General features: G+C 73.5%; 16 protein-coding genes and 1 tRNA gene. 10 read left to right on the top strand and 7 right to left on the bottom strand.

Translation table 11 applies throughout. The features are described from left to right. Nucleotides 1–4: 4 nt before the first annotated feature. Complete coding sequence (locus tag SNOUR_RS23795) at nt 5–799, top strand: DUF4190 domain-containing protein (RefSeq protein WP_067350620.1); 795 nt, start codon at nt 5–7, stop codon at nt 797–799. 115 nt (nt 800–914) lie between these two features. Here the strand turns inward: SNOUR_RS23795 and SNOUR_RS23790 are convergent, their stop codons facing one another. After that, the gene (locus SNOUR_RS23790) at nt 915–1,730 is read right to left on the bottom strand and encodes an HNH endonuclease family protein (RefSeq protein WP_079142853.1); all 816 of its coding nucleotides are present in this window, start codon (nt 1,728–1,730) and stop codon (nt 915–917) included. Nucleotides 1,731–1,857: 127 nt separating this feature from the next. Here SNOUR_RS23790 and SNOUR_RS23785 point away from each other — a divergent pair, with 127 nt between their 5' ends. Beyond that, entirely contained in the window at nt 1,858–3,321 is a 1,464-nt protein-coding gene (locus SNOUR_RS23785) for a DUF2079 domain-containing protein (RefSeq protein WP_067350618.1), read from the top strand. Nucleotides 3,322–3,751: 430 nt separating this feature from the next. On the opposite strand, the gene mfd is transcribed toward SNOUR_RS23785, so the two are convergent. Further along, on the bottom strand, nt 3,752–7,288 hold the full coding sequence (mfd, locus tag SNOUR_RS23780) for a transcription-repair coupling factor (protein WP_067350617.1): 3,537 nt from the start codon (nt 7,286–7,288) through the stop codon (nt 3,752–3,754). 290 nt (nt 7,289–7,578) lie between these two features. On the opposite strand from mfd, the gene SNOUR_RS23775 reads away from it, so the two are divergent. After that, nucleotides 7,579–9,231: an MFS transporter gene (locus SNOUR_RS23775; protein WP_079142852.1), complete on the top strand. Its 1,653-nt coding sequence runs from the start codon at nt 7,579–7,581 to the stop codon at nt 9,229–9,231. Nucleotides 9,232–9,288: 57 nt separating this feature from the next. On the opposite strand, the gene SNOUR_RS23770 is transcribed toward SNOUR_RS23775, so the two are convergent. The 3 genes from SNOUR_RS23770 to SNOUR_RS23760 all read right to left on the bottom strand — a co-directional run bounded on the left by SNOUR_RS23770 (nt 9,289) and on the right by SNOUR_RS23760 (nt 14,631). Then, nucleotides 9,289–10,329 carry a coiled-coil domain-containing protein gene (locus SNOUR_RS23770; protein ID WP_312633432.1) on the bottom strand — a complete coding sequence of 347 codons (1,041 nt, stop codon included), beginning with the start codon at nt 10,327–10,329 and terminating at the stop codon, nt 9,289–9,291. Nucleotides 10,330–10,741: 412 nt separating this feature from the next. Beyond that, nucleotides 10,742–13,618, bottom strand: coding sequence for an SUKH-4 family immunity protein (locus SNOUR_RS23765; RefSeq protein WP_067350614.1), 2,877 nt, complete (start codon nt 13,616–13,618; stop codon nt 10,742–10,744). Between the two features lie 5 nt (nt 13,619–13,623). After that, nucleotides 13,624–14,631, bottom strand: coding sequence for an HNH endonuclease (locus tag SNOUR_RS23760; RefSeq protein ID WP_067350612.1), 1,008 nt, complete (start codon nt 14,629–14,631; stop codon nt 13,624–13,626). 366 nt (nt 14,632–14,997) lie between these two features. On the opposite strand from SNOUR_RS23760, the gene SNOUR_RS23755 reads away from it, so the two are divergent. Next, nucleotides 14,998–15,531 (top strand): YwqJ-related putative deaminase, encoded by a 534-nt coding sequence (locus tag SNOUR_RS23755; protein WP_067350610.1) that lies wholly within the window; start codon nt 14,998–15,000, stop codon nt 15,529–15,531. A gap of 8 nt (nt 15,532–15,539) precedes the next feature. Continuing rightward, entirely contained in the window at nt 15,540–16,085 is a 546-nt protein-coding gene (locus SNOUR_RS23750) for an SUKH-3 domain-containing protein (RefSeq protein ID WP_067350607.1), read from the top strand. Between the two features lie 28 nt (nt 16,086–16,113). Here SNOUR_RS23750 and SNOUR_RS23745 read toward each other — a convergent pair whose 3' ends face one another. After that, complete coding sequence (locus SNOUR_RS23745; protein ID WP_167739065.1) at nt 16,114–17,550, bottom strand: sensor histidine kinase; 1,437 nt, start codon at nt 17,548–17,550, stop codon at nt 16,114–16,116. A gap of 254 nt (nt 17,551–17,804) precedes the next feature. Here SNOUR_RS23745 and SNOUR_RS23740 point away from each other — a divergent pair. From SNOUR_RS23740 to pth, 5 genes are all read left to right on the top strand, one after another. Next, nucleotides 17,805–17,876 (top strand) — tRNA-Gln (locus SNOUR_RS23740). A 120-nt stretch (nt 17,877–17,996) separates the two neighbouring features. Further along, nucleotides 17,997–19,484, top strand: coding sequence for a bifunctional UDP-N-acetylglucosamine diphosphorylase/glucosamine-1-phosphate N-acetyltransferase GlmU (gene glmU / locus SNOUR_RS23735; RefSeq protein ID WP_079142851.1), 1,488 nt, complete (start codon nt 17,997–17,999; stop codon nt 19,482–19,484). A gap of 73 nt (nt 19,485–19,557) precedes the next feature. After that, nucleotides 19,558–20,532, top strand: a complete 975-nt coding sequence (locus SNOUR_RS23730) for a ribose-phosphate diphosphokinase (RefSeq protein ID WP_067350598.1) — start codon at nt 19,558–19,560, stop codon at nt 20,530–20,532. Nucleotides 20,533–20,725: 193 nt separating this feature from the next. Further along, entirely contained in the window at nt 20,726–21,310 is a 585-nt protein-coding gene (locus tag SNOUR_RS23725) for a 50S ribosomal protein L25/general stress protein Ctc (RefSeq protein WP_067350596.1), read from the top strand. Nucleotides 21,311–21,399: 89 nt separating this feature from the next. Continuing rightward, entirely contained in the window at nt 21,400–21,990 is a 591-nt protein-coding gene (gene pth, locus SNOUR_RS23720) for an aminoacyl-tRNA hydrolase (RefSeq protein WP_067350593.1), read from the top strand. An 81-nt stretch (nt 21,991–22,071) separates the two neighbouring features. Here the strand turns inward: pth and ppc are convergent, their stop codons facing one another. After that, nucleotides 22,072–24,837 carry a phosphoenolpyruvate carboxylase gene (ppc, locus tag SNOUR_RS23715; protein ID WP_067350591.1) on the bottom strand — a complete coding sequence of 922 codons (2,766 nt, stop codon included), beginning with the start codon at nt 24,835–24,837 and terminating at the stop codon, nt 22,072–22,074. Between the last annotated feature and the right edge of the window lie 194 nt (nt 24,838–25,031).

Genomic DNA, 25,031 nt, shown 5'->3' with positions numbered 1-25,031 from the left:
TCGCATGTCCCAGCAGATGCACTACCAGCCCGTCCCGGAGGGGGCGCCCGGCATGCCGACCCCCGGCCACCACCAGGCGGCTCGCAACGGCCTCGGCATCACCGCCCTGGTCCTCGGCATCATCGGTGCCCTCAGCGGCATCCCGATGGTCCTGTTCTGGCTGGCCGGGCCGCTCGGTCTGCTGTCGCTGATCTTCGGCTTCGTCGGCCTGAGCCGGGTCAAGAAGGGCCAGGCCACCAACAAGGGCGTGGCGATCACCGGCACGATCCTCGGCGGCCTCGCGATGATCCTGGCGGTCATCGGGATCATCGTCACCGTGCTCGCCGTGAACAAGGCCGTCGACGAGATCAACAAGCAGGTCAACGGCTCCCAGGCGCAGCCCAAGGACGGCAGCAAGGGCAACAAGACCTACGGGCCGGGCGACACCGCGACCTACCCCGACAAGGGCCTTGAGGTGACCGTCCTGAAGGTCGCCCCGTACACGGTCGGCGACATCGCCTCCGGCCACACCGCGGGCAACAAGGCGTACAAGGTCACCGTGCAGATGAAGAACAAGGGCAAGGCCGCCTTCAACCCCGCCCTGACCCAGATCAAGGCCAAGACCGGCGCCGAGGGCCGCAAGGCGGAGCAGATCATCGACGGCAAGATCGGCATCGGCTTCGACGGCTCCATCGCCCCGGGCGCCACCGCCACCGTGGACGTCGCCTTCGACGCCCCGCCCACCGCCAAGGCACTCGACGTCGAGGTCGCCCCGGACATCGACATGCAGGGCGTCTACTGGAAGCTGCCGACCAGCTGACCCCGCGCGGCCCGGCACCCGGTACCGGCGCCGCCCCGGAATCCCCGCACGACGGCCCCGGCCCGGATCGCACACCCCGCGATCCGGGCCGGGGCCGTTCCCGCGCGGCGCGCGGCTACTTCGCCGTGAAGCGCGCCGGCGCCTCGGTCGGCGTCCCCCCGCCCGGCAGCGCCTGGCGCGGGCAGGAGTTGAGCACCTTCGCCATCGCGTCCTTCTCGGCCCGGGTCACCCACAGCCCGTACTTCTTCTTCACCGCCACCTGACGCGCGACGTACGTACAGCGGTAACCGGCGTACGGGGGCAGCCAGTCCGCCGCGTCCCCGTCGCTCTTGCTGCGGTTGGCGGACGCCTCCACCGCGATCAGGTTCAGCGGATCGTTCGCCAACGCCACCCGCTTGCGGGCCGGCCACTGCCGCGCCCCGGTCTGCCAGGCGTCCGACAGCGCCACCACGTGGTCGATGTCGACGGTGCTGCGACCACGCTGATAGCGCAGCGACTTCCCCGTGTACGGGTCCTTCGGCAGGTTCCCGGACACCACCACGCACTGCTTCGCGTCCCGGTACGCGGTGCCGCGCAGATCCCGCTTGAGGATGTCGTCGCGGGTGCCGCAGCCGTTGCCGTCGGTGTCCGCCCAGGCCGAACCGAAGCGGTCCCGGGCGTAACCGTCCTTCGTCCCCTGGCGCTTGACGGCCAGGGAGTCGAGCGTGCGCAGGGCACTGCCCGGCGCCCCCGACCGCCCGCCGCCGTCCGCGGGAGCGGACGGGCCCGCCCCCGCGTCCGAACCGCCGCCCCGACCGCCGTGACCGGAACAGCCGGTGACGGTCAGCAACGCGGCCAGGGCGGCGGCGCCGACCACAGCCGAGGCGCGCGACGAACGGCGCGGGGCGGCGGGGCGGGAGCGGGCGGACAGCGTCCGTATCACGTGGGGCATCCAATCCAGGAGCGTGGCAACAGGGTTGCGGGACAAGTGAACAAGGAGGCGGGCCGAGCCGGCCGACGCCGGACCTGCGCACACCCCGATTCGGATATCTTTTCGGAAATCGAGAGTGAGGACGCCCATGGACACGGCCGCAGCAACGACGGCGGACGGCCGCACCGGGCGCTCCCCCGGCACCGCCGCCGACCCCGCGCCCGGGCCCACCACCGTGCCGGCACCGTCCCGCCTCGCCGCGCTGCGCGCCCCGCGCCTCGACCCGTACTGGACCGCCGGGTTCTTCTTCCTCGCGTTCGCCGTGCTCTCGTACTGGCGCTACCGCACCCTGTCCACGATCTCCTGGGACCTGGGCATCTTCGAGCAGGCGGTCCGCGGTTACGCCCACCTCCGGGCGCCGATCGTCGACCTCAAGGGCCCCGGCACCAACGTCCTCGGCGACCACTTCAGCCCCGTCCTGGTGCTGCTCGCCCCGTTCTACCGGCTCTTCCCCTCACCGCTGACCCTGCTCACCGCGCAGGCCGCGCTGTTCGCGCTCTCGGCGCTACCCGTCACCCGCGCCGCCGCCCGCCACCTGGGCCGCCGGCGCGGGCTGGCCCTCGGCCTCGCCTACGGCCTGTCCTGGGGCATACAGCGGGCCGTCGACTTCGACTTCCACGAAATAGCCTTCGCGGTACCGCTGATCGCCTTCGCCCTCGAAGCGGCGCTGCGCGGCCGCTGGAACACCGCCGTCTGCTGGGCCGCGCCGCTCGTCCTGGTCAAGGAGGACCTCGGCGTCACCGCCGCCGCCATCGGGGCGCTCTCACTGATCCGCACCCGGCGCGCCGGTCCGCTGCCGATCGCCCTGGTCGCGTTCGGCATCACCGCCACCGCCGTCACTCTCGGCCTGCTGATACCCGCCTTCAACGGCTCCGGCTCGTACGACTACTGGAGCAAGATCGGCGGCCACGGCGACACCGCCCCCGGCCTCCCGATCGACGTCGCCCTGCGCACCCTGCTGTGGACCCTGCTGCCCACCACCGGCCTGCTCGCCCTGCGCTCCCCGCTCCTGCTGGTGGCCGCGCCCACCCTCGGTTGGCGCTTCCTCTCCCACGACCCGCACTACTGGGGCACCGACTGGCACTACAGCGCCGTCCTGATGCCGGTCGTCTTCCTCGCCCTGATCGACGCGCTGCCGCGCGCGCTGGCCTCCGCCCGGCCCTGGCTGCGCTCCTACGCCCACCACCTGCCCGCCGCCGTCCTGGCCGCCGCCCTCGCGCTGGCCACCACCCTGCCGCTGGCCCGCCTGACCGAGGCCGACACCTACCGCACGCCGCCACAGGTGGCCGCCGTCGAGCGGCTGCTCAACCGCATACCCGACGGCGCGACGGTCGAGTCCGACGTCCGCCCGCTCAGCCGCCTCACCGGCCGCACCCGCGTCTTCTGGACCGGCGACACGGGTGGGCTGGCGCCCGGCTACGTCGCGGCGCAGCTCCATGACGGGCGCACGCCCGAACAGGCCCTGGCCGATGCGGAGGCCCGGCATGGCCGGGCCAGGTATGTCGTGCTGGGGGCGGCGGATGATGTGGTGGTGCTGCGGCGGATCGCCTGACGGCGGGGCGTCCCCACGATGCCGGTTGTCCCGCCGTGTTGGGTTTCCGCCTTTGGCGGAGGGGTTGTTGGGGCGGGGCCGCCGGTGCTGATGCGTGGGGGGTGGTGGGTGCGGGGCCGGAGGGGTGGGTGGTTCGGACGTAAAGCGCCAGCAGTCCGAACCACCCACCCCTCCGGCCCCGCACCCTCCCGCCGTCGTCGTCCGCGCCGGCCCCGCCCCCTGTGGGAAAAGGGGAGGTCAGGGGTGCTCACGCACAACCCGCGCTTCTGGCTTAGACGTGCGGTTCTGGCCCCGACCCGCACTTCTGGCTTCAGGGTCACCACGACGGCCCTGAAGTCCCCCACCCCCGCATGTCCGCCCCGCACCCTCCCCGTCGTCGTCCGCGCCCGCCCCGCCAAAAACCCACCGCGGGGAGAGCCGGAACCGCGCGTCAGCTCAGGATCGTCGTGAGGAACTCGCCGACCCAGGCGAGCAACTCGCGCCCCACCAGCGGCTTGCCGCCGATGCGGCCGGTCGTCGGGCGGGGTACCAGGATCTGGCGGGTGGCCGGCTTGAGGACCGTGCGCGGGTGCAGCCGCTTGAGGCGGAGCTCCTGGGACTCCCGCAACTCCACCGGGCCGAAGCGGATGTTGGAGCCCTGGAGGGTGATGTCGGATACGCCGCAGGAGCGGGCGAGCATCCGCAGACCGGCGACCAGGAGGAGGTTCTCCACCGGCTCGGGGAGCTTGCCGTAGCGGTCGGTGATCTCCTCGCGGACCGCGGCGATGTCCTCCTCGGTGTTGGCCGAGGCGATCGCCCGGTACGCCTGGAGACGCAGCCGCTCGCCCGGCGCGTAGTCGTGCGGGACGTGCGCGTCCACCGGGAGTTCGATCTTGACCTCCAGCGGTGGCTCCTCCACGCCGCCCTCCAGGGACGCCCGGTAGTCGGCCACCGCCTCGCCGACCATCCTGACGTACAGGTCGAAGCCGACACCGGCGATGTGGCCGGACTGCTCGCCGCCGAGGAGGTTGCCCGCGCCGCGGATCTCCAGGTCCTTCATGGCCACGTACATGCCCGCGCCCATCTCGGTGTGCTGGGCGATGGTGGCGAGGCGCTCGTGCGCGGTCTCGGTGAGCGGCTTCTCCGGCGGGTAGAGGAAGTAGGCGTAGCCGCGCTCGCGGCCACGGCCGACGCGGCCGCGCAGCTGGTGCAGCTGCGAGAGGCCGAAGTTGTCGCCGCGCTCGACGATCAGGGTGTTGGCGTTGGAGATGTCGATGCCGGACTCCACGATCGTGGTGGAGACCAGGACGTCGAACTTCTTCTCCCAGAAGTCGACCACGACCTGCTCCAGCTGCGACTCGCCCATCTGCCCGTGGGCGGTCTGGATGCGCGCCTCGGGCACGATCTCCCGGAGCCGGGCCGCCGCGCGGTCGATGGACTCGACGCGGTTGTGGATGTAGAAGACCTGGCCCTCGCGCAGGAGTTCACGGCGGATGGCGGCGCCGATCTGCTTCTGCTCGTAGGGGCCGACGAAGGTCAGCACCGGGTGCCGCTCCTCGGGCGGCGTGGTGATCGTCGACATCTCCCGGATGCCGGTGACCGCCATTTCGAGGGTCCGGGGGATCGGCGTCGCGGACATCGTCAGGACGTCGACGTTGGCGCGGAGCTTCTTCAGCTGCTCCTTGTGCTCGACGCCGAAGCGCTGCTCCTCGTCGACGATGACCAGGCCGAGGTCCTTGAACTTCGTCTCCGACGAGAACAGTCGGTGGGTGCCGATGACGATGTCCACCGAGCCGTCCCGCAACCCCTCCAGGACCGCCTTGGCCTCGGTGTCCGTCTGGAACCGGGACAGCGCCCGGACGTTGACGGGGAACTGGCCGTAGCGCTCGCTGAACGTGCCGTAGTGCTGCTGGACGAGCAGGGTCGTCGGCACCAGCACCGCCACCTGCTTGCCGTCCTGGACGGCCTTGAAGGCGGCGCGGACCGCGATCTCGGTCTTGCCGTAGCCGACGTCGCCGCAGATCAGCCGGTCCATCGGGACCGACTTCTCCATGTCCTCCTTGACCTCGGCGATCGTGGTGAGCTGGTCGGGCGTCTCCGCGTACGGGAAGGCGTCCTCCAGCTCGCGCTGCCAGGGGGTGTCCGTGCCGAAGGCGTGGCCGGGCGCCGCCATCCGGGCCGAGTACAGCTTGATCAGGTCGGCGGCGATCTCCTTGACGGCCTTCTTGGCGCGCGCCTTGGTCTTCGTCCAGTCCGCCCCGCCGAGCCGGTGCAGCGTCGGCGCCTCGCCGCCCACGTACTTGGTGACCTGCTCCAGCTGGTCGGTGGGGATGTACAGCCGGTCGCCGGGCTGGCCGCGCTTGGCCGGCGCGTACTCCACCAGCAGGTACTCGCGGGTGGCGCCCTGGACCGTGCGCTGCACCATCTCGATGTAGCGGCCGACGCCGTGCTGTTCGTGGACGATGAAGTCGCCGGCCTGGAGGGTCAGCGGGTCGATCTGCTTGCGGCGGCGGGCCGGCATCCGGGCCGCGTCCTTGCCGGCGGCCTTCTGGCCGGACAGGTCGGTCTCGGTGAGCACCGCGACCTTCAGGCCGGGGTCGATGAAGCCGTTGTCGATCGAGCCGCAGGCCACATGCACGACGGACGGCGCGATCCCGCCGAGGTCGGCCTCCAGGCGGGCGGCGATGCCCTCGCCGCCCAGCACCTCGACCGTGCGGGCCGCCGGGCCGTGGCCCTCGGTGACGAACACCGTGCGCCAGCCGTCCGCCAGCCACTCCTTGGTGTCGGCCAGCGCCCGCTGGGTGTCCCCGCGGTACGTCTCCGGGGCGTGCATCCCCAGCTTGAGGGTGTCCCCGTCGGCCTCTTCCTCGTCGGCCGCGAACGGTGACACCGACCACCACATCATGCCCAGCTCACGGGCCCGGTCCCGGACGTCCGCGATGCCCCACAGGGACGCCGCGCCCACGTCGATCGGGGCCGCGCCGCCCCCGGCGCTGGCCGCCCAGGACGCCTGGAGGAACTCCTGGCTCGTCGCCACCAGGTCCGCCGCCCGGGTCCGCACCCGCTCCGGGTCGCAGACCACCGCCATGCTGCCCTTCGGCAGCACGTCCAGCAGCAGCTCCATGTCGTCGACCAGCACCGGCGCCAGGGACTCCATGCCCTCGACGGCGATCCCCTCGGCGATCTTCCCCAGCAGCTCGCCCAGCTCCGGGTGCTGCTCGGCCAGCTCCGCGGCCCGCGCCCGCACCTCGTCGGTGAGCAGCAGCTCACGGCAGGGCGGCGCCCACAGCCCGTGCTCGGCCACCTCCAGGGAGCGCTGGTCGGCGACCTTGAAGTACCGGATCTCCTCGACGTCGTCGCCCCAGAACTCCACCCGCAGCGGGTGCTCCTCGGTGGGCGGGAAGACGTCCAGGATGCCGCCGCGGACCGCGAACTCGCCGCGCTTCTCGACGAGTTCGACGCGCGCGTAGGCGGCCGCCGCCAGGCCGTCGACGACCTCTTCGAGATCGGCCGCCTGGCCCGTCCGCAGACTCACCGGCTCCAGCTCGCCCAGCCCCTTGACCTGCGGCTGGAGCACGGAGCGGATCGGCGCGACGACCACCGACACCGGGCCCGCCGTCGGGTCGTCGGCGGTGGGGTGGGCCAGCCGGCGCAGCACCGCGAGGCGCCGGCCGACGGTGTCCGACCGCGGCGAGAGGCGCTCGTGCGGGAGCGTCTCCCAGGACGGGAACTCCACGACGGAGTTCTCCTCGCCGGCCGGCACCAGCGACCGCAGCGCGGCGGCCAGGTCCTCGGCCTCCCGGCCGGTGGCGGTCACCGCCAGCACCGGGCGGCCGGCCTGCCGGGCCAGCGCCGCCACCGCGAACGGGCGGGCGGCCGGCGGCCCGACCAGATCGACATGCGGCCGGTGCCCGTCGGCCGCGGCCTTGACCGCTTCGGCGAGCGCCGGGTCCCGTACGACGGCGTCGAGCAGACCACTCAGGCTCATGAAAAGGTTCCGTCCCAGCGAGGCGAACAACGCGACCGGTCCGACACCCCCTCGACAGCGCCGACGGGCGCAAACGGACCGGGGTTGACCACCTTACGCCGGACCACCGACAACCGACGGCCCCTACGGCCCGTCCGCGAAGCCCCGTCGTCCGCCCGCCGCCGTCCCACGCTGCGAGAAACCCCATTCCGCCCGGCCACCGCGCGTGCAAGGGTGTGCACGGAATCGTGCCGACTACACGTATACGTGTCAGGGTCGGCCACGCCGCCACACGGCAGGAGGGGGCCACGGTGAACCGCACCACCCAGGGCAGTCACGGCGCGGACCGGAACGGTACCGGGAACCAGCCACCGGACGGCCCGGCCGCCTCCCGGCGCGGCCCGGTCGTCGCCGCGCTCATGCTCGGCATGGCCCTGGCCGCCCTCGACTCGACGATCATCGCCACCGCCGTCCCCCAGATCGTCGGCGACCTCGGCGGCTTCGCCGTCTTCTCCTGGCTCTTCTCCGGCTACCTCCTCGCCGTCACCGTCACCCTCCCCGTCTACGGCAAGCTCTCCGACACCTACGGCCGCAAGCCGATCCTGCTCACCGGCATCGCCCTGTTCCTCCTCGGCTCCCTGGCCTGCGCCGGCGCCTGGGACATGGGCTCGCTGATCGCCTTCCGGATCCTCCAGGGCCTGGGCGGCGGCGCCCTCCAAGGCACCGTCCAGACCATCGCCGCCGACCTCTACCCGATGAAGGAACGCCCCAAGATCCAGTCCAAGCTCTCCAGCGTCTGGGCCGCCTCCGCGGTCGCCGGCCCCGCCCTGGGCGGCCTGCTCACCAGCTACGGCGACTGGCGCTGGATCTTCCTGGTCAACCTGCCCGTCGGCGCCCTCGCCCTGTGGCTGATCATCCGGCACTTCCACGACGCCCGCCGCGACCGGCCGACCGCCGGGCGCCGCGCCCGCGTCGACTGGCCCGGCGCGCTCGCCGTCTTCGCCGCCGGCGGCCTGCTGCTCACCGCCCTCGTCCAGGGCGGCACCGCCTGGCCCTGGCTCTCCGCCCCGTCCCTGCTGCTGCTCGCCGGCAGCGCCCTGGCCGCCGTGGCCACCGTGCTGATCGAACGCCGCGCCGCCGAACCGATCATCCCCGGCTGGGTCTGGCGCCGCCGCACCATCTCCGCCGTCAACCTCGCCCTGGGCGCCCTGGGCCTGCTGATGGTCGCCCCGACCGTCTTCCTGCCCACCTACGCCCAGGCCGTCCTCGGCCTCGGCCCGATCGCCGCCGGCTTCGTGCTCTCCGTCATGACGCTGAGCTGGCCGATATCCGCCGCCCTCAGCAGCCGCGTCTACAACCGCATCGGCATCCGCAACTGCGCCCTCCTGGGCATCGGCGCCGCCGCCCTCGTCCTGCTCGCCTTCCCCCTGCTCCCCTACCCCGGCGCCGCCTGGCAGCCCGCCCTGCTGATGCTCGCCCTCGGCGCCGCCCTCGGCCTCTTCCAACTCCCGCTGATCATCGGCGTCCAGTCCTCCGTCGGCTACGCCGAACGCGGCACCGCCACCGCCTCCATCCTCTTCTGCCGCCAGGTCGGCCAGTCCCTCGGCGCGGCCCTCTTCGGCGCCATCGCCAACGCCACCCTCAACGACCGCCTCACCCACGCCCCGGCGGCCATCCGCGCCGGCCTCCCGCACGACCTCGACGCCGTCTCCCGCGCCCTCCAGCACGCCGGCGCGCTCACCGCCCGCACCGCCGACTACCTCCGCCGCGCCGTCGACACCACCGTCGAACACGTCTACCTGGGCGCCGCGGCAGCCGCCGCCCTCGCCTTCCTCACCGTCCTCGTGCTCGCCCCCCGCCGCTTCCCCGTCCACACCGAGGCCCGCACGGTCACCGCCGCCGACACCACGACGAACGAGGGCGTCGGCACCAACGACGGTGCCGACGCCCCTTCGACCGGATGACGGACGGCCGGCCCCGCTCCCTCGCCCGCGACTAGGGCGCTTCTGATGGGACAGGCCCTAGCGCCGCCCCGGGCCGCCGCCCCGCTCGCCCCGCGGCAGCCCCGTCTCCACGGTTTCCTCGTTGTCCGGATCCCGTTCCGCGCCGGTGCCCTCGACGGCACCCGCACCGGCACCCGCGGGGGCCCCGGAGGCGGCCCCGGAGCCGGCCCCGGAGAACTCCGCCGGGTCCTTGCCGGTCAGCGCCGCCAGGCTGTTGCGCACATGCGTCATGTGGATGCGGACCTCCTCCCGGGCCTCGTCGTGCTCCCGCACGATCCGCTCGGTGGCCCGCTCGATCCGCTCCGCCTCGACCCTGCCCTGCGCCAGCAGCTCCGCCGCCCGCGCCTCGGCGTCCTCCAGCCGGTGCCGCGCGGACTCCTCGACCTCCGCGGTCAGCCGCCGCCGCTCGGCCATCACCGCCTCCCCGTGCGCGTCCAACTCGGCGACCCGCTGGTCCATCTCGGTCTCCAGGCGCGCCAGCTCCCGCTCCAGGGAGTCCCACTCCTCGGTGTGCCGGGCCTCCTGCTCCTTGCGCATCTTCCCGGACCGCCGCCGGGTCTCCGCCAGCTCCTCCGCCGCCTCCGCCCGCAGCTCCTCGGCCTCCTGGACGGCCTCCGCCACCAGCTCGCCGGCCTCGTCGACCGCCGCCTTGTCCGTGCGCCGCGCGTCCTCCGCCGCCTCCGCGCGCAGCCGCTGGGCCGCCTTGTCCGCCGCGCCCTGCAGCTTCTGCGCGTACTCGGCCGCGTCGTCGTACAGCTGCTCCGCGGCCGACGCCGCCTCGGACCGCAGCCGCGCCGACTCGGACTCCGCCGTCGTCAGGATCAACCGGGCCTGCTGGCCGAGGGACTCGTAGGTCTGCTCCGGCAGCTGCGCCACGTAGGCGCGCAGGTCCGCGAGTTCGGCTTCCATCTCGTTGCACAGGACGGTCAGCCGGGCGGCCCGTTCCCAGCACGAGTCACGGTCGATCGAGAGCCCCTCTACGCGCCGGTCCACGTCCTCCGGCCGATAGCCGCGCCCCCGTACGGTCTCGAACCCGTGAGGCGAAACCGAAGTACTCATCCCTCAAGCCCCTCTCCGCTGCGCACAGCAGTCGCGCGAACCCGCAAGCCTCCGCACAGTCCCGCGCACATCTTTCTGGATCGGCCCGAAGCGGCTCCATCACGACACTCCGCCCATTCCTTCCCACAAGGATGCGCCATTTGCCACCAGAAGCCTGAATTGGATCTTCGCCCGCGCGAGGGGTTTGCCCGCACCGCACGTTGCCGCGGCACCGGACGGCGGCCGTCGGGGCCGGGTGGCGCGGCCGGTTCCGTCCGCCCACGGGGACGCGCCGCGCGGCGGTCCGTCACCGGGACGGCGGACACGCCGACGGCGGGGGGCGGTCGCACCACCCCCCGCCGTCATGGCGAGCACTCCACCGGCGCCGGCGCCCGGCGGAGTCAGAAACCGCCGCGCCCCGGCCCCGGGACGCCTACAACAACCCGTCCCACATCTGTTCCAGCAGCACCGACCACCAGGTCTCCGGCGACCCCAGCGCCGGCGGATCCAATGCCACCAGCTGCGCCTGGAAGTCCACCGTCCAGCGGCCGGCCTGCTCGGGCGTCAGCCCGTACCGCAGGCGCCACATCCGCCCCAGCATCGCCAGGCACCGCACGAACTCCGGCAGCCCGGTGTTCACGAACTGCGGCGCGACGGCCTGCCCACCGGGCCCTTCCCCCAACGGGACGGCCACGATGTTGGCGGTCCCGTACTGGACGCACAGCTGACGGCCGAAGTCGTTGCCCATCACCAGATACGAACCCGCGTCCGGCGCCGGCTGCACCCTCCGCTCCGCCGCCAGCTCCGCCAGCGTCGGCACCGGGCGCCCCGGCTGCGCCTGCGCCCAGAAGAACGGCCCGAAGTCGACCGGCATCCCGGCCCACACCAGCGTCTGCGCGACGACGTCCGGCACGCCCTGCCGGGAGACCGCCCGCTGGTCGAAGCGGAAGATCCCCTGCGGCCCGAACGCCTGCTCCAGCTCCTGCCCGATCGCCTGCGGCGGCACCGGGGGCACCGGCTGCACCTGCGAGGGGTGCGGCAGCGGTGCCCGCACCGGCGCGGGCCGTGCCGGACCGTCGGCGACCTGGTGCAACTCGCCCTGATGCTCGATCAGATGACGTACACCCTGCTGGCGCGACGCATGGTCCCTGCCGTACGCGGCGGTGTGGCTGATCCGCACCTGCGGCCAGGTCTCCCGCACCATCCGGGCGCAGTAGCCGCCGGGCAGCTCGCAGCACTCCAGCTCGGTGTGCAGCTCCACCACCTGCTGCGGCGGCACGTTCATCGCCCGCAGCTCGTGCAGCAGTTGCCACTCCGGATGCGGGGTGCCCGGCGCCGAGCGGCGCACGATCTTCTGCTCGCTGCCGTCCGGCGCGCGGTAGCTCAGCACGGCCATGTAGCCGGGGCCCACGGTCGGCTGACCACTGGGGGCCTGCGGGTAGCCGTACGCGCCGGGGGCGCCCGGACCGCCGGGGCCCGGTACGCCGGGAGCCGGCACACCGGGCGGACCCGGCGGCGGGCCGGGCTGTGCCGGCGGGGCCATCGGCGGGGCCGACGGCATGCCCGGCCCGGCGGCCGGCGGCATGCCGGGACCACCGGGCCCCGCACCAGGGGGACCGCCGGGACCACCGGGCAGCGCGGCACCGCTCGCGAGCATCGTGGCGGCGGCGTGCACCCCGCCCGCGGCACCCGCACCACCCGGCGGGGCGGGCGGCGGAGGCGGAGGCGGCCCGTCCTGGCCGCCGGGGCCGGGGCCGCCCGCGGGCGCACCGGGCTTGCCCGGCGCCCCCGGGGCCTTGGGCGCACCGAGCGGACCGGGGGGCGGCGGCGGGGGCATGCCCGGACCGCCGGGGGCCCCGGGCCCGCCGGGACCACCGACGGCTCCGCCCGGGCCGGGCGCCGCGGCCTGGAGGGCCGCACCGTCCGCGAACATCGTGGCGGCGGCGTGCACCCCGCCCGCGGCACCGGGACCCCCCGGGCCGCCGCCGGGCTGTTGCCCGCCGGCCGCACCGCCGGGGCCCTCACCGGGCCCGTCCACGGCGCTCAAGTCCAGTTCGGAGGCGTCCAGTTGGGACACCAGCTGGGTCGGCACGTAACCGCTGGCCGGCGCACCGGACGCACCCGGGCCCGAGGGCGCCGGGCCGTCCCCGGGACGCGCGTCCGCCTTCTGCGTCTCGACGGCCGCGACCGACTCCGGGTCCGGCCGGCCGCCGTCCCGGCCCGCGCCGGGGACCCCGGGCGCGCCGGGAGGCGGCGGCGGGCCGCCGGCGTTGCCGGGCAGCGAGGATCCGCCGGCGAGCATCGTCGCCGCGGCGTGCACGCCCCCGCCGGGGCCACCTCCGGACGGCGGGGCCGGCGGGGCCGGCGGCACCACACCGGGCGGCGGCGGCACGTCCGCGATCGGCGCCCCGGTGGGCGGCGGCAGGTCGCGCAGCCCGGCCGACGCCGCGGCCGGCGCGGGCGCCGCCGGCGGTGCGGCGGGCGGCGCGGGCGGCATCATCGGCGGCGCGGGCGGCATCGGCGGCAGCCCCACCGGGCCGCCCGCGCCCGACTGGCCGGGCACGTCGGCGACCGGCGGCGGCAGCGCGGGCGAGATACGGGTACGCGGCAACTGGCTGCCGCCCTGGAGCAGTTCGGTCTTGGCGTCGGGCCGCACCCGCGGCGTCGCCGGGGTGTCCTCGTCGTCGGATCCGGCGAGCGGCGGCGCGAACACCGTCTGCGGCGGCGCCACCGAACGGTCCTCGCCGGCCCCGCCCGCGGTGGTGTCCGCGGCGGCCCACGGCGTGTCGTCGGCCGCACCGGAACCGGCGGCGGAGACCGGAGCCGGAGCCGGAGCCGGATCGGGGACCGGAGCCGGATCGGCCCCGACGGCCGCCGGCCCGGCCGCGGAGTCACTGGCGGAACCGCCCCTGCCGTCCGTCCCCTTCCGGCCGCCGAGCCCCATCGCGTCGGCCGCCTCCTGCAACCACTCCGGCGGCGTCAGCAGGAACGAGGTGGCCTCCAGGTCGATCCGCCGCGGCGGCTCCGCGGCCCCGTACCCGCCGTCCGCCGGTGCGCCGTACTCCTCCTCGAAGCGGCGGATCACCTCGCCCACCGGCAGCCCCGGCCACAGCGTCGTCTCGCCGCTGTCGCGGGCGATCACCAGCCGGCTCCGGCCGCCCTCGCCGGCCGGTCCGCCCTCGCGGTCCTCGGCCCAGGCCACGAAGCCCAGCGCGAACTCCCGCACCCGCACCTCGCGGTGGAACTCGGGCAGCGCCTCGCCGTTGACCCACTGCTCCGCGCGCTCCTGCGCCTGCGCGAACGTCACCACCGCGATCAGCCCTCCACCGGCACGGCGTAGGCGAAGCCGCCGTCCACCATCAGGTTCGCCACCGTCTCCAGCTCCGGCGGGTTGCCCGCCAGCCGCAGCAGGAAGTCATCGAAATCCGCACCACACGGCAACATCAGCCGCTCCACCCGCTCCTGCACCGACCACCCGTCCTGATCGCGGGCGTCGTCGTACGGGCAGAACCACACCGACCCCAGCGCCTCGCCGCGCACCTTCACCGCTATCACCCCGCCCTGCACGAAGACCACGCCCAGGTAGTCCTTGGTGAAGTGATCGCGCAGGCACTTGTTCACATAGACGAGGTCGTTGACCGCGGCGTCGTCGCGCACCGTGAAGAACGGCTGGTCGACCAGGAGCCCCAGCTCCGCGTCGAGCGCCGCCCCCACCGGCGCGCATCCGCCGGCCGCCTTCAGGAACGACCGGTACGCGCCCGGCAGCCGGTAGCCCAGCGCCTCCTCGGCCTGCGCCACCTGCTCCTCGCTCACCGCCAGCTCCCGCCGCGGCAGCCCGAAGTGCACCGGGCGGGTCTCCTGCAGCGGGCGCGTCCCGCGCTTGTCGTGCGCCACCGCCGCCGTCGCCAGCCCCGCGTGGTGCCGCAGCAGCGCCTTCACCTCGACCGGGATCAGTTCCATCCGCCGGGTCCCCGCCACGTGGTGCCAGGTCCAGCCGTGCGGCGTGGCCACCGACGGCACGTCTATCCACAGCTCGTGGCCCTGCGCGTGCAGCGCCGCGTTCGCCGAGACGAAGTCCGTCAGCCGCAGCTCGTCGACGCCGAAGCCCTCCGGCGGCTCGGCGATCTCCGCCGCCGCCCGGGCGTACGACGAGAAGTCCGGGAAACCGTCCGCGTCCATCCGCACCCCGGCCGGATACCGCGCGGCACGCACCGGATCAGGGAAATGTACGACCTGCCCGGCATAGGCCGAGTTCGGTGGCACGGGACGTCCTGCGGCATGGAGGCCGGAATGCGCCTCCAGCCCTTGCCGACCTGTCGTCATCGCGGTTGCCCCCTGGCTGAAGCTGGCTTTGGGGGCACAGCCTATGCGGTGCCGCAACACCCGCCCGTCGCCCCCGTTGCCGGTCCGGCCATCGCCCGTCCACGCCCTCCGGACCGCGCCGCGGCGCGGCACGGCGGCAGCGCGCGCACGGTGCTCGTCAGCCCCACGACACTCCCGCGTCACCCCCCGCCCCGCGGCCTCCGCCGCCGCCCGGGCACACGCCGCCCACCAGCCCCGTTACCGGACAACCGACGAACCGTCACACCCCAGTGACATCCCCGACAGCGCGCCCGACTACCGCAACACCCAGCACATTTGGCAATCTGACCTCCGCAACCGGGGGATTGCAGGGAGGGAAGCACCACCATGAGCACCACCGCACACCACACGTCCACCGCGGGCGACCCCCGGGCCAGTGGCGACCCCCGCATCGGCTGGAGCGGCACCGCGGACGCCGACCGCGCCCCCGTCCTCCGCCACCGCCGCGACGGCATCCTCCCCACCATCGGCGCCGCCCTGTCGGTACGCGGTCAAACCCTCACCTGCACGGCGAGCAAGGCGGAACAGCCGCCCGCCCTCCACCCGCTGGTCCAGGACTTCCTGGACACCCTGCCCACCGCGCAGCGCGACCGCTTCACCGGCCGATGTCCCGAAGCGGTCCTGCTCTCCCGGCACCTCACCGCGGTCGAGGCCAACCGCGGCAAGCGCGCCTCCCGCAAACCCCTCACCAACGGCGAAGCCCGTCGCTCCCTGAAACACTCCAAGATCACCGCACGCCACATCCGCGAGGACGGCGACCCCCAGCACGGCGGCTACGCACCGCCCTGCCGCTCCTGCGACGCCCTCCTCGCCCACTTCGGCGTCATGCCCATCGGGGCGACGACGCCCCAAGGGAGCTGATCGCCACCATGCCGACCACCCCCGCCCACGACGGGCCCGGATCCACCCGCTTCCCCGCCGCCGTCGACATCGCCCTGCACGACGCCGGCTGGCAACCGGGCCGCTGGGACATACAGCAGGCCGAGCACTGGGCCGACACCCTCCGCACCCACGCCTCCCCGGCCGGCCACCGGCACACGGTCTTCCCGGCCGCCGTCGAGGCATGGGCCGAATTCGGCGGCCTGCGGATCGCCGGCCCCGGCCCCGGCCGGCACATCGCCCCCACGCCGTTCGTCATCGACCCGCTCCTCGGCCTGCACCTCGCCCGCACCCTCGGCGACCTCGGCCGCGCGCTGGGCACCGAGATCGCCCCCCTCGGCCAGGAGCAGCTCCCCGACACCAAGGCCACCCGGGGCGCCACCCACCCCCAGGCCACGCTCGCCATCGACACCGAGGGCCGGGTCTACAGCCTCGACCACACCGGCGACTGGTACCTCGGCCCCGACCTCGACCAGGCGCTCGGCACCCTCATCCTGGGCACCCGCCCGAGCCGCCTCACCGTCTCCGCCGACTGACGCGACGCGCGACGCCGCGCCACCGGCCTCAGGCCGCGGCCGCCACCGGCACCACCGCGGACACCCGGAAGCCCCCCGCGTCCGTCGGCCCGGAGACGAACGCGCCGCCCAGCGCGGTGACCCGTTCCCGCATCCCCAGCAGACCGTTCCCGCCGCTCGGCAGCCCGGCGTCGGTCGCCCCGCGCTCCGACGGGCCGTTCTCCACCTGCACCGCCACCTCGCCGGCCCGGAGCGCCAGCCGCACCCGCGCCCGGGCCCCCGGCGCGTGCTTGTGCACGTTGGTCAGCGCCTCCTGCACGACCCGGTAGACGGCCCGCTCCACCCGCGCCGCATAGCGCGGCCCGGCGTCGTCCGCCGTGACCGACTCCCCCTCGTCGCCCTGCACCGAGAGTTCCACCGCCATCCCGGCGGCCCGGGACTGCTCGACCAGTTCGCCCAGTTCCACCAGCCACGGCCCGTCCGCCGCGGGCTCCACGGCGCCCGCCGGCGCACCGGCCGGGCCCGCCCCCGCGGCCGACTCCGCCGACTCCGGCGCGGCGCCCCCGGCCGCCTGCCGCGACACCCGCGAGGCCACCGCCGCCAACCGCTCCGGCTCGTCCGAACCCGCCGACCCGCGCCCCACCGCGCCCTCCGCGGTGCGCAGCACCCCGAGCATCTCCCGCAGCTCGGTCAGCGCCTGCCGCCCCATGTCCCCCACCAGGGCGGCGTTCCGCGACGCCTTCTCCGGGTCCTTCAACGCCACCGCCTGCAACGCCGCGGCATGCACCACCATCAGGCTCACCCGGTGGGCGACCACGTCGTGCATCTCCCGCGCGATCCGGGTCCGCTCCTCGTTACGGGCCCACTCAGCCCGTTCCTCGGCCCGGTCCGCCAGCAGCGACAGCTCCCGCTCCAGGCCGTCCGCCCGCTCCCGCAGGCTCTCCACCAGTCGCCGCCGCGCGCCGACGTACAGGCCCCACAGCACCGGCGGGGCGGTCAGCACCAGCCCGACCGCCAGCGCCATCACGACCACGAACCACACCGGCGGATGGAACTCCGGCTGCACCAGGACGTCCTGGCGCATGCTGAAGAACGTCGACACCACCGTGCCGGCCGCCGACATCCCGGCCAGCAGCCCGACGATCCGCCGCGGCACGTGCGACGCCGCGAGGGTGTAGAGCCCGACGATGCTCAGCAGCGCGCCCATCTCCGCGGGGATCACCGCGATCGACGTCAGCACCACCACGACCGGCCAGCGGCGGCGCACCAGCAGCACCGGCCCGGCCACCAGGCCGAGCAGCACCCCGACGGCCACCGGCATCCCCGAGGTGTGCGCGAAGGGGATCCCCTCCGCCATGCACTCGACCGTGGACGCCAGCGCCAGCAGTACGTCCAGCACCGCGCTGCGCCGCCGCGCCCACCACCAGGGACCGCCCCCCGGCCTCCCTCGTGCGGCCACGTTCTCACTTGCCCCCGTTGCGGTCATACCGACCAGCGTACGGGCGCCGGCCGGGCTTTCCCGGGCGCGCTCCCGGCCCGCCTCCGGCCCGTCACCGACCCTCACCATCCGTCATCGCGGGGGCCGTGGAATCTCCCGCGCCGACGGCCCGACGACCGTTGCGCGGCCCGAGATTCGCGCAGTGATGATCCATACCGTCGCATCGAAGGCGGGTGGTACGGCATAGTGTTGGGTGTCGAGCGGCCAGCCTGACGGAATGTCCGGTTTGGCTGTCTTCGCACTCCCCTGTGGTGTAATCGGCAGCACTGAGGTTTTTGGTACCTTAAGTCCGGGTTCGAGTCCTGGCGGGGGAGCGCAGCACTGCACGGGTCCTGGCCAGCCGGTCGGGACCCGCCCTCGTTTCCCCCGCAAAACGCCCCGGTATCCTTCGGATGACCACCACCCGAAGTAGCCAAGAAGCCGAAGGGCATCCCGTGAGCGCCAACCGCCCGGCCGCCGTCGTCGTTCTCGCAGCGGGTGAGGGAACCCGCATGAAGTCGACGACCCCCAAGGTCCTGCACGCGATCTGCGGCCGATCCCTCGTCGGCCACGTCGTCGCCGCATCCCGCGAGCTGGACCCCGAGCACCTCGTCGTGGTCGTCGGCCACGCCCGTGAGCAGGTGCGGGAACACCTCGCCGCCATCGACCCCACCGCACGCACCGCCGTGCAGTACGAGCAGAACGGCACCGGCCACGCCGTCCGCACCGCGCTGGAGGAGCTGAGCGGCGACGGCATCACGCTGGACGGCACCGTCGTCGTGGTGTGCGGCGACACCCCGCTGCTGACCGGCGAGACGCTGCGCAGGCTCAGCGAGACGCACGCCGAGGACGGCAACGCCGTGACCGTGCTGTCGGCCGAGGTGCCGGACGCGACGGGCTACGGGCGGATCGTGCGGGACCCGGCGTCCGGCGCGGTGACCGAGATCGTCGAGCACAAGGACGCGACCGAGGACCAGCGGGCGATCCGGGAGATCAACTCCGGGGTGTTCGCGTTCGACGCGCGGCTGCTGGTCGACGCGCTGGGCAAGGTGCGCACGGACAACAGCCAGGGCGAGGAGTACCTGACGGACGTGCTGGGCATCGTCCGCGAGGCCGGACACCGGGTGGGTGCCGCGGTGGCGGCCGACCACCGGGAGATCCTCGGGATCAACAACCGCGTGCAACTGGCCGAGGCGCGGCGCCTGCTGAACGCGCGGCTGCTGGAGCAGGCGATGCTGGCCGGCGTGACGGTGGTCGATCCGGCCTCCACGTGGGTCGACGTGTCGGTGACGTTCGAGCAGGACGCGACGGTGCACCCGGGGACCCAGCTGCTGGGCTCCACGCATCTGGCGTCGGGCGCCGAGGTGGGGCCGCAGTCCCGGCTCAAGGACACGACCGTGGGCGCCGGGGCGACGGTGTCGTTCACGGTGGCGGACGGCGCGGAGGTCGGACCGGAGGCGACGGTGGGCCCGTACGCGTATCTGCGTCCGGGCGCGGTCCTGGGGCTGAAGTCGAAGGCCGGCACGTTCGTCGAGATGAAGAACTCGCAGATCGGCGAGGGCACCAAGGTGCCGCACCTGTCGTACGTCGGGGATGCGACGATCGGTGAGTACACCAACATCGGTGCGGCGAGCGTGTTCGTGAACTACGACGGCGAGGCCAAGCACCACACGACGGTCGGTTCGCACTGCAAGACGGGCTCGGACAACATGTTCGTGGCGCCCGTCACGATCGGGGACGGCGCGTACACCGCGGCCGGTTCGGTCATCACCAAGGATGTGCCCCCGGGTTCGCTGGCGGTCGCACGTGGCCAGCAGCGCAACATCGAGGGCTGGGTCGCGCGCAAGCGGCCCGGGAGCGCCGCCGCGCAGGCCGCTTCGTCCGCTCGTCCGGAATCGGAGTCGGGTCAGGGGTCTGGCCGGAAGCCCGAGGGCGAGCGGTGACTGTGCCGACGGGTACGCCGTGCGGGGCGTACCGTGATGAGCGCACGCAAACTGTGATGCAAGGAGATTTGCTGTGACCGGGATCAAGACGACCGGCGAGAAGAAGCTGATGCTCTTCTCCGGCCGCGCCCACCCCGAGCTTGCCGAGGAGGTCGCGCACCAGCTGGGTGTGGGCCTGGTCCCGACGAAGGCTTTCGACTTCGCCAACGGCGAGATCTACGTCCGCTACCAGGAGTCGGCGCGCGGCGCCGACTGCTTCCTGATCCAGAGCCACACGGCTCCGATCAACAAGTGGATCATGGAACAGCTGATCATGATCGATGCGCTGAAGCGGGCCTCGGCCCGGAGCATCACCGTGGTCGTGCCGTTCTACGGGTACGCGCGCCAGGACAAGAAGCACCGTGGGCGCGAGCCGATCTCGGCGCGGCTGATCGCGGACCTGATGAAGACCGCGGGCGCGGACCGCATCGTCACCGTGGACCTGCACACGGACCAGATCATGGGCTTCTTCGACGGCCCGGTGGACCACCTCTTCGCCCTGCCGGTGCTGGCGGACTACGTGGGCGCGAAGGTGGACCGCGACAAGCTGACGGTGGTCTCGCCGGACGCGGGTCGGGTGCGGGTGGCGGACCGCTGGTGCGACCGGCTGGGTGCGCCGCTGGCGATCGTCCACAAGCGCCGGGACAAGGACGTGGCGAACCAGGTCACCGTCCACGAGGTCGTCGGTGACGTCAAGGGCCGGGTCTGCGTCCTGGTCGACGACATGATCGACACCGGTGGCACGATCTGCGCGGCGGCCGAGGCGCTGTACGCCAACGGCGCGGCCGACGTGATCGTGACGGCGACGCACGGCGTGCTGTCCGGCCCGGCCGCGGACCGGCTGAAGAACTCCAAGGTCAGCGAGTTCGTGTTCACCAACACGCTGCCGACGCCTTCGGAGCTGGAGCTGGACAAGATCACGGTGCTGTCGATGGCGCCGACGATCGCGCGGGCGATCCGCGAGGTGTTCGAGGACGGCTCGGTGACGAGCCTGTTCGACGAGCAGTGAGCCGGCGGCCGGCGGTGGCCGGCTAGATCGACTTTGGGGCGGCCTTCCTGGCCGGGTAGACTCATCGAGTTGCTCGGCGAGGGAGGCCGCCTTCTCATGGCGGTGGTCCGTTATCGACGCGCTCTTCGTAGCAGGTCTGTCGTGGGCCGGGTGACGCCCCGCAGAGATTTCTTCCAGATACGAGGAGTGCGACATGGCCGAGATCAAGCTCGCCGCCGAGGCCCGGAACGACTTCGGCAAGGGCGCCGCGCGCCGCCTGCGCCGCGAGGCGAAGATTCCCGCGGTCGTCTACGGCCACGGCGCGGAGCCGAAGCACGTGGCGGTCGACAGCCACGCGCTGATGATGGCCCTGAAGACCCCGAACGCGCTGATCCGCCTTGAGGGCGAGGGCACCGACGAGCTGGTGATCCCGAAGGCCGTGCAGCGCGAGGCGATCCGTCGCTTCCTGGTCCACGTCGACTTCCTGGCCGTCAAGAAGGGCGAGAAGGTCGGCGTCGAGCTGCCGATCCAGACCGAGGGCGAGCTGGCCCCCGGCGGCAACCTGCTGGAGCACCTGCTCAACACCCTGCCGGTCGAGGCCGAGGCGACCCACATCCCCGAGTCCGTCACCGTGTCGATCGCGGGCCTGGACGCCGGTCACACCGTGCTCGCCAAGGACATCGAGCTGCCGGCCGGCGCGTCGCTGGCCGTCGACGGCGACACCCCGGTGCTGCAGGTCGTCGCCGCGCAGGCGGAGGCCCCGGCCGAGGCTGCCGAGGCCGAGGGCGCCGAGGGCTGAGCCCTCTCGCGGTAGTTTCTTCCCAACCGCTGTCGCGGCGCCGGGCGGCGCCGGGGCGGCGGTTGGGTCGTTTTTGAGGAGACGTGGACATGACCGATGCGGCGAGCCCCTGGCTCATCGTGGGGCTCGGCAATCCGGGCCCGGAGTACGCGGGCAACCGCCACAACGTGGGGTTCATGGTGGCGGATCTGCTGGCGGAGCGGATGGGGGGCCGTTTCAAGGCCCACAAGGCGCGGGCCCAGGTGGTGGAGGGGCGCATCGGTCCGCCGGGCCCGTCGAACCGTCGGGTGGTGGTGGCCAAGCCGTCGTCGTTCATGAACGTGTCGGGCGGGCCGACGACCGCGCTGCGGGACTTCTTCAAGGTGCCGGTGGCCAACGTCGTCGTGGTGCATGACGAGTTGGACATCGACTACGGCGCGCTGCGGTTGAAGCTGGGCGGCGGCGACAACGGGCACAACGGACTGAAGTCGATCACGAAGTCGTTGGGCGCGGAGTACCACCGGGTGCGGTTCGGGATCGGCCGGCCGCCGGGGCGGATGCAGGTGGCGGACTTCGTGTTGAAGGACTTCTCGTCGACCGAGCGCAAGGAGCTCGGGTACTTCGTGGACCGGGCGGCGGACGCGGTGGAGGCGTTGGTCGTGGAGGGTCTGGAGCGGGCGCAGAGCACCTACAACTCGTGAGCGGCGCCCCGACGTACGACGGCGGGCCCGTCCGGAGGTTTCTCCGGGCGGACCCGCCGTCGTACGTCGGGGCGGGGGCGGTCAGCCGGTGTTGCGGAGGCCGGCGGCCACGCCGTTGACGGTGAGGAGGAGGGCGCGGGAGAGCAGCGGGTCGGGCTGCTCCTCGGCCGCGGCGGCGTCGCGCTGGCGCTTGAGGAGAGTGACCTGGAGGTAGGAGATCGGGTCCAGGTAGGCGTCGCGGACGTGGAAGGTCTGCTGGAGCACCGGGTTGGAGTCGAGGAGTTCGGCCTCGCCGGTGACGCGCAGCACCTCGGCGACGGTCAGCTCGTGCTCGGCCCTGATGACGTCGAAGACGTGCCGGAGCTCGTCCGGGACGAGGGTGTCGACGTAGTGCTGGGCGATCCGCAGGTCGGTCTTGGCCAGCGTCATCTCGACGTTGGACAGGAAGTTGCGGAAGAAGTGCCAGTGCTCGTGCATCTCGTCGAGGACGGTGTCCAGGCCGGCCTCGCGGGCGGCCTTGAGGCCGGTGCCGACGCCGAACCAGCCGGGGACGATCTGCCGGGACTGGGTCCAGCCGAAGACCCACGGGATGGCGCGGAGGCCGTCGAGGCCGGCGCCGGAGTCGGGGCGGCGGGACGGGCGGGAGCCGAGGTGGAGCTCGGCGAGCTGGTCGACGGGGGTGGAGGCGAAGAAGTAGGCGGGCAGGTCGGGGTCCTCGACGAGCCGGCGGTAGGCGCCGTGGGCGGCTTCGGAGACGGTCTCCATCGCGGCGTCCCAGCGGGCCAGGGCCTCGTCGGACTGGCGGGGGGCGGTGTGCAGCGCGGACGCCTGGAGGGTCGCGGCGACCGTCAGCTCCAGGTTCTCCCGGGCGAGCGACGGCACGAGGTACTTGTCGGAGATGACCTCGCCCTGCTCGGTGACCTTGATCTCGCCTTCGAGGGTGCCGTAGGGCTGGGCGAGGATCGCGTCGTGGGAGGGGCCGCCGCCGCGGCCGACGGTGCCGCCGCGGCCGTGGAAGAGCCGCAGCCGGACGCCGTGCCGGTGGGCGACGTCGCGGAGCAGGCGCTGGGCGCGGTGGATCTCCCACTGGCTGGTGGTGATGCCGCCGAACTTGGAGGAGTCGGAGTAGCCGAGCATGACCTCCTGGACGTCGCCGCGCAGGGCGACCAGGCGGCGGTAGGAGGGGTCGGAGAGCATGTCGTCGAGGAGCTGGTCGGCGATCTTCAGCTCGTCGGTGGTCTCCAGCAGCGGGACGATGCCGATCTTGGCCCAGCCGGCGTGCAGGTCGATCAGACCGGCCTCGCGGGCGAGGACGGCGGCGGCGAAGACGTCGTCGGAGCCCTGGCACATCGAGATGATGTAGGACTCGATGACCTCGGGGCCGAAGGTCTTCTTGGCCTGGCGGATGGTGCGGAAGACGCCGAGGGTCTTGGCGCCGGCCTCGTCGAGGGGCGGCGGGGTGGGGGCGAGCGGCCGGCGGGAGCGGAGCTCCTTGGCGAGGAGCTTGCGGCGGTAGTCGCGCGGCATGTCCACGTAGCGCCAGGACTCCTCGCCGAGGCGGTCGAAGAGCTGGCCGAGGGCGTGGTGGTGGGCGTCGGCGTGCTCGCGGACGTCCATGGTGGCGAGCTGGAGGCCGAACGCGCCGATGGTGCGCAGGGTGCGCTCCAGGCGGCCGTCGGCGATCAGGCCGCCGCGGTGGGCGCGCAGCGAGGTCTGGATCAGGGTGAGGTCGTCGAGGAGTTCGCTGGTGCCGAGGTAGTCGCGGCCGGGGACGTGGGGGGTGTCGCTGGCCAGCCGCTCGCGGGTGTTGAGGAGCTTCTGGCGGATGCAGGTGGCCTTGAGGCGGTAGGGCTCTTCGCTGTTGAGGCGCTTGTAGCGGGGGCTGATCTCGGGGAGGAGGTCGAGGTCCCGCTGGAGGGAGGCGAGGAGTTCGTCGGTGGCGCCGCAGTTGCGGATGGAGTTGGAGAGGGCGCCGCGGAGTTCGTCGACGTGCTCCAGGGCGTCGGTGATGCCGTGCTCGTGCTGGAGGATCAGGACGTCCCAGGTGACCTGGGGGGTGACGTTGGGGTTGCCGTCGCGGTCGCCGCCGATCCAGGTGCCGAAGGTCAGCGGGCGGGTGCCGGCGGGCAGCTCGGTGCCGGCGCGTGCGAGTTCGGCGGCGAGGTCCTCCAGAACGTCGCCGACCGCGCCGCGGCCGAGCTCGTCGAGGTAGTAGATGGCGTTCCGGGCCTCGTCGGTGGGCTCGGGGCGGGCCACCCGCAGCTCGTCGGTCTGCCAGATGAGGTCGATGTTCTCGGCGAGGCGGAGATCCACCCGGCGGCGGTCGGCGGCGTCGATGCGGTCCAGCAGCTCGGCGATCTTGCGGAGCTTGGTGAGGACGGAGCGGCGGGCGGCCTCGGTGGGGTGGGCGGTGAAGACCGGGCGGACGCCGAGGTTGCGGGCGGTCTCCCGCAGGTGCTCGGGGTCGGCGTCCTTGAGCATGTCGGCGGTGCGGGCGAGGATGCTGCCCTCGGCGGCGCGCCGGGCGCGCAGCTCGCGACCGCGGTGGACCTGCTCGGTGACGTTCGCCAGGTGGAAGTAGGTGGAGAAGGCGCGGACCAGCTTGGCGGCGGTGGCCAGGTCGGTCTCGCCGAGGAGCCGGGCGGCGGCCTCGCCGTCGGTGCGGGTCAGGGCGCGGACCTGTTCGACGAGGTCGAGGAGGTCCTGACCTTCCTGCCGGACGAGGGTCTCGCCGAGGAGGTCGCCGAGGCGGCGGATGTCGGCGCGCAGGGCACCGTTGTCACCGCTGGTGCCCTGGGGAGTTCCGGAGGTGGCGGGCTCGGCGGGGGTGTTGTCGGCACTGCTCACAGGTGCGGCTCCTTGCAGGGATGGTGCAGTCGTTGAGCACGTCTGGGCGGGTGGCGGACCGCGCTGTCCGACGTCCCCAGGATAGGTGTCCCCGTCCCGGGGGAATCACACCGTCCGCAGGGTGGGCACCCGGCCCGGGAGGGCGGGGGCGTGGCCTGTCACGGCCTTGCTCGGAGCGGCGTCGCTGCCATACT

Origin of the sequence: Streptomyces noursei ATCC 11455, assembly GCF_001704275.1 — a bacterium.
GTDB lineage: Bacteria > Actinomycetota > Actinomycetes > Streptomycetales > Streptomycetaceae > Streptomyces > Streptomyces noursei.
This window is presented reverse-complemented; position numbering and strand designations above follow the sequence as displayed.